At 49.1% G+C, this 8,857-nt stretch carries 7 protein-coding genes and 1 tRNA gene; 3 read left to right on the forward strand and 5 right to left on the reverse strand.

Features of this window, described 5'->3' with window-relative positions; all coding sequences use genetic code 11:
* Positions 1 to 118 precede the first annotated feature (118 nt).
* From argF to BZG73_RS13030, 5 genes are all read right to left on the reverse strand, one after another.
* Complete coding sequence (argF, locus tag BZG73_RS13005) at positions 119 to 1,123, reverse strand: ornithine carbamoyltransferase (protein ID WP_077668519.1); 1,005 nt, start codon at positions 1,121 to 1,123, stop codon at positions 119 to 121.
* 27 nt (positions 1,124 to 1,150) lie between these two features.
* A complete protein-coding gene (gene arcC, locus BZG73_RS13010) occupies positions 1,151 to 2,113 on the reverse strand; it encodes a carbamate kinase (RefSeq protein WP_077606366.1) in 963 nt (320 codons plus the stop codon).
* A 56-nt stretch (positions 2,114 to 2,169) separates the two neighbouring features.
* The gene (arcA, locus tag BZG73_RS13015) at positions 2,170 to 3,390 is read right to left on the reverse strand and encodes an arginine deiminase (RefSeq protein WP_046074228.1); all 1,221 of its coding nucleotides are present in this window, start codon (positions 3,388 to 3,390) and stop codon (positions 2,170 to 2,172) included.
* Between the two features lie 539 nt (positions 3,391 to 3,929).
* Entirely contained in the window at positions 3,930 to 5,372 is a 1,443-nt protein-coding gene (locus tag BZG73_RS13025) for a YfcC family protein (protein ID WP_046074226.1), read from the reverse strand.
* A 510-nt stretch (positions 5,373 to 5,882) separates the two neighbouring features.
* On the reverse strand, positions 5,883 to 6,374 hold the full coding sequence (locus BZG73_RS13030; protein ID WP_077668523.1) for an RDD family protein: 492 nt from the start codon (positions 6,372 to 6,374) through the stop codon (positions 5,883 to 5,885).
* Positions 6,375 to 6,591: 217 nt separating this feature from the next.
* Here BZG73_RS13030 and BZG73_RS13035 point away from each other — a divergent pair.
* From BZG73_RS13035 to BZG73_RS13045, 3 genes are all read left to right on the forward strand, one after another.
* Positions 6,592 to 6,678: transfer RNA gene (locus BZG73_RS13035), tRNA-Leu, on the forward strand.
* Between the two features lie 158 nt (positions 6,679 to 6,836).
* Entirely contained in the window at positions 6,837 to 8,294 is a 1,458-nt protein-coding gene (locus BZG73_RS13040; RefSeq protein ID WP_235606070.1) for an aminotransferase-like domain-containing protein, read from the forward strand.
* Between the two features lie 72 nt (positions 8,295 to 8,366).
* Positions 8,367 to 8,579 (forward strand): hypothetical protein, encoded by a 213-nt coding sequence (locus BZG73_RS13045; RefSeq protein ID WP_046074225.1) that lies wholly within the window; start codon positions 8,367 to 8,369, stop codon positions 8,577 to 8,579.
* Positions 8,580 to 8,857: the final 278 nt, after the last annotated feature.

An 8,857-nucleotide genomic window follows, 5' to 3' on the forward strand; every position in this document is an offset into this window, starting at 1 on the left:
ATGCGTGATTCAATCGCATATGCTATCAGTTGCTTTTAAATGAAACTTTGATGGGTGTCACTGGGTGGTGTCAATATTGAGAAGTAGGGCGCCACTCGGCGCCCTCGCTCAGGTGGCGTTAATCGCCAAGGGTGGCGACCATCACCGCTTTGATGGTGTGGAGACGGTTTTCTGCTTCATCAAACACAATTGAGCAGTCTGACTCAAACACATCTTCTGTGACTTCTAGGCCTTTTAACCCATACTTTTCTTCGATTTCTGCCCCCACTGTGGTTTCGTTATTGTGGAAGGCAGGAAGACAGTGCATGAATTTCACGTGCGGGTTGCCAGTGGCTTTCACGATATCCATATTGACTTGATAGGGCTTCATGAGCGCAACGCGTTCATCCCACGCTTCTTTAGACTCACCCATCGACACCCAGACGTCGGTATACAAGAAGTCACAATCTTTCACGCCTTCTTGTACCTCTTCGGTCAGCGTAATGCGTGCGCCGGTTTTTTCGGCGATAGCACGACACTGTGCGACTAGCTCTTCTTCTGGCCAGAATGCTTTCGGAGCCACTAAGCGGATGTCCATTCCCATTTTAGCGGCACCCACCATCAGAGAGTTCCCCATGTTGTTTCGGGCATCGCCTAAGTAAGCAAAGCGCATTTCGTGCAGTTGCTTGCCGCGTCCATGCTCGAGCATGGTCATCAAGTCCGCTAAAATTTGGGTGGGGTGGAACTCTGTGGTTAATCCATTCCAGACAGGTACCCCTGCGAACTCACCCAGCTCTTCCACAATGTCTTGGCCAAAGCCGCGGTATTCAATGCCGTCATACATCCGACCCAATACGCGTGCGGTGTCCTTCATCGACTCCTTATGGCCAATTTGTGACCCCGTTGGGCCGATGTAGCTCACTTGGCCGCCTTGATCAAAAACAGCGGTTTCAAAGGCACAGCGGGTGCGTGTTGACGCTTTTTCAAAGATAAGGGCGATATTTTTGCCTTTTAGACGGGGCGTTTCGTAGCCATTGTATTTCGCTTTTTTCAGCTCAATGGCCATATCGATAAAGTGTTGGATCTCACGAGGAGTGAAGTCCAGTAATTTTAGGAAGTTACGGTTGCGTAGATTAAAAGCCATAGTGGGCAATCCTCTTTGTTATTGGTCTCAGGCCTGTGCAGGGGTAGGCTGGCCGTGAGAAATATTGTTGTTATTGACTGAGTGTGGACGAATACGTGTGCCAGCTTGGCCTGCCAAGATAGCAAGGCCATCTTCGAGGGCGCCAATACCTACTAGCTTGCCGCCTTGGCGAATAAACTCGCAGGAGGCATCGATTTTTGGCCCCATAGAGCCAGCATCGAAGGTATATTGGCTGAGATCATCGGGTGTTGTGTCGGCAAGTGCGCGTTGACTTGGCTCACCATAATCGAGATAAACCGCTTCGGCATCGGTCAAAATAAGCAGCGCATCGGCATTGATTTGACGGGCGAGGAAGGCGGCAGACATATCTTTATCAATGACAGCCTCGATGCCTTTTAGCTGGGTCCCTTCTTGGATCACAGGGATACCGCCCCCTCCCGTACAAATCACTAAGTGCCCTTGGTCGATGAGGCTCGCGATAGCGTCGTCTTCGACAATCCCAGTAGGTTGTGGGCTGGGCACAACACGGCGATAATATTGGCCATCCGGTTTAATATCCCAGCCATATTTTTCGGCCAATTGGGCGGCCTCTTGTTGGTCATATACTGGGCCTATTGGCTTGGTGGGATTCGCAAACGCAGGATCGTTAGGATCGACCGTCATCTGGGTCAGCATGCAAGACACGTGTTGGTCTGGCGCTAAGTTATGCAACTCTTGCATCAGCATATAGCCAATCATGCCTTGGGTTTCTGAACCTAGCACGTCCAAAGGATAAGGTGTCACGGATTTGTATTCGAGCCCCTGCAGGGCCAGTAAACCAACTTGAGGGCCATTACCGTGGACGAGCACCACGTTGTATTGTTCGCCGATAGCCGCAATGGTTTTGGCCGCTTTGGCGATATTGGCACGTTGAATGTCGGCTTCTAAAGGTTCGCCTCGACGAAGCAGGGCGTTGCCTCCGAGTGCCACGACGACAGTGGGTTTTTTCATAGTCTTACTCTCTACAGTCGGTGGGGGCTGAGCCAGGTGCCCAGCCCGCTCGGGGATTAAATGCCATCACGATGAATCGGGCAGCTCATGCAGCGTGCGCCACCGCGGCCGCGACCCAGCTCATCACCCGGAATGGATAGAACAGTGATCCCAGCTTTGTCGTATTTCTCATTGGTATAAGTGTTACGCTCGTAGCCGACGACGACACCTGGGCGGACGGTCAAGACATTGTTGGCGTCATTCCACTGTTCACGTTCCGCTTCGAAGCTATCGCCGCCGGTAGTGATCAGGTTCAGTGGGCCGACATCGAGGGCTTTTTCGATGGCGGTGAGGAAGTAATCTTCTTCGCGTACATTGAGATGGCCGCTACGGTCACCGGTCAGACTCCAGCATTTGATGTCTTTGCGAATCACTTCGGGGTACACCGAGAAAGTATCTTCACGCATATGGGTCATCACGGTATCTAGGTGCATGCAAGAGCGATGTTTTGGCAGCTCCATGGCAATTACTTGCTTGGCTTGTCCATGTTTGAACAGGCTGGACGCGAGGTTTTCCACCCCTTGTGGCGTGGTGCGTTCAGACATGCCAATCAATACCACGCCTTTCCCTAGGACAGTGACATCGCCGCCTTCAATGGTGGCATTGTCGTAGTCGATGTTTTGTGCACCAAAGTAGGTAATAAAGTCGCCGTTCGCAAAGCGAGGATGCCATTTGTAGATCGCACGCAAGTGGTTTGTTTCACGCTTACGCGCCGGTTTGGCCATGGGGTTAATCGACACACCACCATATAACCAGCACGAGGTATCACGTGTGAATAAGTGGTTAGGTAAGGGGTCAATGATAAAGTCCGATGGGGCATGCATCGCTTGTAACATGGAGGTCGTGGTAATCGGTAGCTCGGAGTACGCCAGCCCTCCTAAGAACATTGATGCGAGCTCGTGGTGAGGGAGATCATTGAGATAGCAGCGAATATCGTTCGCAAATGACGGACCAAAGGTATAGTCCGAGATCTTAAGGTTCATTAGCCAGGCTTTGGCTTCGGGTACATCCAGCGTCTCGGCAAGCAGGTTTTGCAGCAATAGCACCTCAACGCCCTGATCGCGCAGTGTTTGAGCGAATTTGTCATGCTCTTCACCCGCACGTTCAACTGACAGAACATCGTCGAAAAGTAAGTCATGACAGTTCGAGGGGGTGAGGTGGGTTAAAGCACGCTCGGGGCGGTGCAACATCACGGTGCGTAATTGACCAATTTCAGAGCCGACATAGAAGTTGTTCATCTTTCTTTCTCCGTATATCTCTGCTTGGCTTTTTATCGGAAGGGAAATAAAAAGTGCAGGTTTTTTATTGSGTACAAATTTATTCTAACGCCGTGAGCCGGTTGAACTTGAAGTTAGATCACATTGAAACCATTGCCTCTATTTCGTGGTTTTTACTCTGTGTTAATGGTATTTATGGCGACATTAAAAAATGGTTTTTAATACTTAGTCACTTTTATTGCGTGCTTAACGATATTATTTTTATGGTGCTAGGTTTTTAGCAGGGCATGTGTATTTTTTATGCCTTTTATGTTTTATTTTTATTTCACCTTATGCGCATTAAATGAATGATTATCTTTAGTGGTATTTATATTTAACAAATGCCGAGCGATTTTTGTTTCTATTTGTGATGACGATCGGTATTAAATCGCTTTGTGTTAATAATGTAATAGAGGTGTGAACGGGGTAGGGAAGTGTGCTGTTATAGCAGGGGACGTGAGAGAAATAAAAAAGCGCACTGCTTGATAGCAATGCGCTCTACGCTTAGTTGATGTCTGATGTTATAACATGACGCCAAGGCTAAGCATGGCCATGATCATAATGGTAAGAATGCCAAGCAACGGCGCGACCCATTTTATCCATTTCGCATAAGGCACGCGGGCAATGGCCAAGCCACCCATCACCACGCCGGAGGTAGGTGTAACGAGATTGACGAGCCCCGAAGCCGATTGATAGGCCGTTACTACCAATTCTCGCCCAACGTTCGCAAAGTCGGCCAATGGCGCCATAATTGGCATGGTGAGCACTGCCAAGCCAGATGAAGAAGGCACCAAGAATGACAGTAACACTTCCAGCCAATACATCACGTTAATAAAGACGAAAGACGACAAACCACTGACTAAACTCTCGGCACTATTGAGGATGGTGTCGGTAATCATGCCTTTATCCATAATCACCACGATCCCGCGGGCAATGCCGATGATTAGCGCCACACCGAGTAGGTCTCTCGCCCCATCAATGAAGCTGGTGGTGATTTCCTCTTCGCTCATGCGTGCAATCAGGCCAATGATGATGGCAGCCCCCAGGAAGACGGCTGAGATCTCTGCCATCCACCAATCAAGAGATGAAACACCATATATCATCACGGCAAAGGCACCGGCAAAGATAGTCAGTATCACTTTGCGTGTGGCCGTAAAATCAAGGCTTTGGTTGTCGTCGTGCTCGCCCAGGAAGTGTTTTTTATTACTTTCATACTGGTCATAAACGATCGATTGGCTCTGATCGGCTTGTACTTTGCGCGCATAGCGCATGACATAGACAACACAAATAAGCCAGCCAATGACTAAGATCGCAAGACGCAGGAGGATACCATCAGTGAAAGGGATCCCTGCGGCATTGGCTGCAATCACAGTGGCGAACGGGTTGATGGTTGAGCCTAACGTACCTATCCCTGCCCCAAGCAGTACCGTCGCCGCTGCGACTACAGGGTCAAAGCGTGCAGCCATCATCACAGGCACAAGTAGCGTATAAAAAGGCAAGGACTCTTCCGCCATGCCATAAATGGTGCCCCCGGCGGCAAATAAGCCCATCAAAATGGGGATCATCCACTCTTCGCGTCCCTCTAGACGCTTGGTGACGCGTTCAATCCCCGCATCAATGGCACCTGTTTTGGTGACCAACCCTAAAAAGCCACCAATGATCAGAATGAACAGCGAGACATCAATGGCGGCCGCTTCATACGTTTGGTGGTTATAAAAACCGTCAATGGGAGCCAGCAGGACATCGACAATGCCTTGAGGGTTACTGTCAACCTGTTCGTAAGTCCCTGAGATAGGAACGTCTCGACCGAGCTCTTCATTATACTCTCGTTCATACTGACCGGCGGGCACCACCCAGCTCAGGGCGGCGACGACGGCGATAAGAATGAATAGAATGGTATAGGCGGACGGGAACTTTAAGTTCGAGAACCAGCCTTTTTTTTCGGGAACACTGTGAGTACTCATACTTTCTCCTCATACCTCTTATTAGCATCTATAGTGCGCTACACGTATTGAGGTAATTCCGTTAATTTCACGTTATTTATTATTTTTATGCCGTGGTACATGGCTTTGCACTCATTGTAAAAGTGGTTCCCTTTTCACTTCTTAGTGATATCTCACAAAAGAAGAGGTGGTTAATGGAGCACCAAAAAGGTGAATTCCATAAAACTGAATGTGGTGTTGTTATTTATGCGTAGTTATTATTTTCTCTTTTTGTGTGGCTTGGGTTTTTATTGATTAAATGATGTAGGGCTCGCTTCCTCTACGGTGCTGAAAGCTGAGTTAATGATGAGTTTATGTGCGAGCTTTGATTATTTAGTCAATCAGTCGCTTTACGTGTGATGAATAAAACCTAAAAAATAACGGATTGATGAATAGGTAGAAATCAACCCATTTATTGTCTTATATCAATTTATAACGGTGAGTCGATAGGTAGGAGAGGGCACGCAGCAGGTGCCCAGTCGAGAGAGGTGATTAGTCTTTTTTGTTCTTAGTGGGCTTGGGAAGCACAATCATGTCGCATTCGGCGAAGTGGTCTTGAAATGCACGGTTATTAATGTCGAAAAGAACAATCAGATTCCCGAGGCCAAAGCAGGCAGTGGCCAAACGAATAATGGCTTGAGTGGGACGAATGTTGCTGCCATCGGTATTTTGTAACCTAAGCCGCCACGCGCGCATGCCCAGCGTTTGTCCGGCTTTACACCAAAAGTAGCCATAAAAACCACCGATGACACAGGCCAGATACGCAGTATAAAGTGGATTGACTATCGGGTGATGGGTTAAGAAATCACTGATGTCTTGGTAAGGGGCAATCGACATGCCTAGCACTTGTGCTAGGGCGAGTATTGCCATCATTCCCCCTCCGGCGAGCATGAGCAAAGCCGCCACGACGAGGAGATCATAAAGCCAAGCGGCTAAACGCCGGAAAAAGCCTGCGGTTGGGCAAGCGATAGAAGAAGTTTGCATTTGATTGTTCACACCCCAGTACTCAATTCGGTGCTAGCCTAGCATAGACCGGCAGACAGTGAGTAAGCTTATACCTCGGTTTTGCGATGTCTTTTGGGGACAAATTCAGCACCAATGTGGCTGAATGGCTTGAATTGGTTAAAAATAGTGCGAACGAACGGATTTTTATTTTTATTACTTGCACTCCAAAGGTCGGTACGTATAATTGCCCCCACTTGCCGAGATGGCGGAATTGGTAGACGCAGCGGATTCAAAATCCGCCGCCTTAACGGGTGTGAGGGTTCAAGTCCCTCTCTCGGCACCAAATCCCAAAAAAGCCCCAGTCAAAAGACTAGGGCTTTTTTCGTTGTGGGTAAGGATTAGCGCTGATCAGGTCACACTCCGCTACATTCCATCCCGCCAATTGTTACTTGCCAAGGTATGATCGCCGTCTGGGCAATAACAGGGAGTAGCAGTGTGCAAATGCGTTATCGAGACATTGCCAGCTGGATCGAAACACAAATTCAGCAGCGTGTTTGGCAAGTCGGTGATCGGATCCCTTCGGTGAGGGAGATGAGTCGGCTTCAACACGTTAGCCCAATGACGGTAATGAGAGCTTATGAGCAATTAGAAGCCGATGGTTGGGTTGAGGCGCGTCCGCGCTCTGGCTTTTTTGTGCGGCCTCATTATAACAAGCTCGCGGTGGATGCATTGGCACGACCACAAGCGCAATCTCAGTGGCTCGACACCCACCAGGATGTGCTTGATGTGATCAGTGCTAGCCATAAAGGCGCGTACTACCCATTTGGTTCAGCTTTTCCTGATCCTCAGTTATTTCCCATGCAAGCGCTTGGCCGCGCGATGGCGCGAGTGCTGCGTCACTCCTCTCATCCCGATCACTTCACGATTTTACCGCCGGGCTATATCGGCCTACGTCGACAGATTGCACAGCGTTATCTCCGCCAAGGAATTAAAGTCAGTATTGATGAAATCATTATTACTAATGGGGCAATAGAGGCATTGAGTCTGTCTTTAGCGGCAGTGACGAAGCCAGGAGATAAGGTGATTATTGAAGCCCCCGCGTTCTACGGGGTGCTGCAGACACTCGAACGTTTACAGCTTAAAGCCGTTCCCGTCGCGGTTGATCCTGAAACAGGGGTCGATATCCATGCACTGGAACATGCCTTAGCGTCCCACTCGATCAGTGCGTGTTGGTTGATGAGCAACTTCCATAACCCCACGGGCGCGTCGATACCAGCGCATCGCAGGCCAGATGTGGTCAGCATACTCGCTGCGTATCAAGTGCCATTGATAGAGGATGATGTCTATGGCGAGCTGTTTTTCTCAGAGGCAAGGCCGATGCCGCTTAAAGCCTACGATACGCAGGGTAGTGTGCTGCACTGTGGCTCGTTTTCGAAACAACTCGCACCGGGTTTTCGGGTTGGCTGGATAGCGGCAGGCTGTTATGCGATGCAAATAGAGAAGCGCCAGTCTGTATCGAGTTTGGCAGTCGGCGCACCTAACCAATTGGCGATTGCCGATTATTTAAAGCAAGGTGGGTATGACTCGCACCTACGGCGATTACGCGAAACATTGTCTTCCCGCCATGAGGTGATACGTACAAGGCTAAAAGCACTTTTACCTCCCTCTACGGTGATGAGTCAGCCTACAGGCGGCTATTTTTTGTGGATCATGCTCGATAAGGGCATCGATACGCGCGACCTCTTTCAAGCACTCAGGCCTTATGGCGTGACAATCGCACCGGGTGCACTATTTGCCAGTGACGGACGCTTTAATCACTGCTTTCGACTGAACGTCTCGATTGTGGGAAGGCAAAATGCCGAAGGGGTCAATGATAGTCAGAGCTTGGAGGGGCTCACACAGATTGCGAGCTCGATCTCAGCTTTATCTGTGCACTCAACTGTCACAGCTGAATACTGAGCTATCTGTACTAATCTACCGTGCGTCTCCCTCGATAAACTCAACACGTACACAACATTGAGGGGGAAAAGGATGAAATCAGAATTGAGTATGATGGTCGTCGCGATAATCTGCGCGGCTTTATTGATCCTTGGCCATGTCATCATCATAGAGACACTTGCCTATTATACGTGGGCACAATGGACAGCCGGTGCGATACCTTTTGTACTCCTGCTGATGGCGTGGGGCTCTGTACGTTACTGCCGAGCTAAAGAACGCGCGGAAGAAAAACAGCATTCGCACTAAGAGTGATTGAAAATAAGAACGGGTGAAGACCAGCCACTTTCCGTTTTTGCTGACTAAAAAAGCGCCTTTTGTCTACTTTTGTTTGTTTTGTGAACAAACGAGTAGCAAGGCGCATTTTTTTTATGTTTAGGGGTTGCGGGAAAAACTGAGATCTCTATACTGCGCTTCCTGTTGACGGGGCAACGAGACGCAAGTCACGAAATGCCAACCACTCAGTCAACACGCTCTTTAACAATTTGACCTATGCAATCTGTGTGGGCACTCGTTGAGAATAGACA

The sequence above is a fragment of the Salinivibrio siamensis genome (assembly GCF_001996005.1).
Taxonomy (GTDB): domain Bacteria; phylum Pseudomonadota; class Gammaproteobacteria; order Enterobacterales; family Vibrionaceae; genus Salinivibrio; species Salinivibrio siamensis.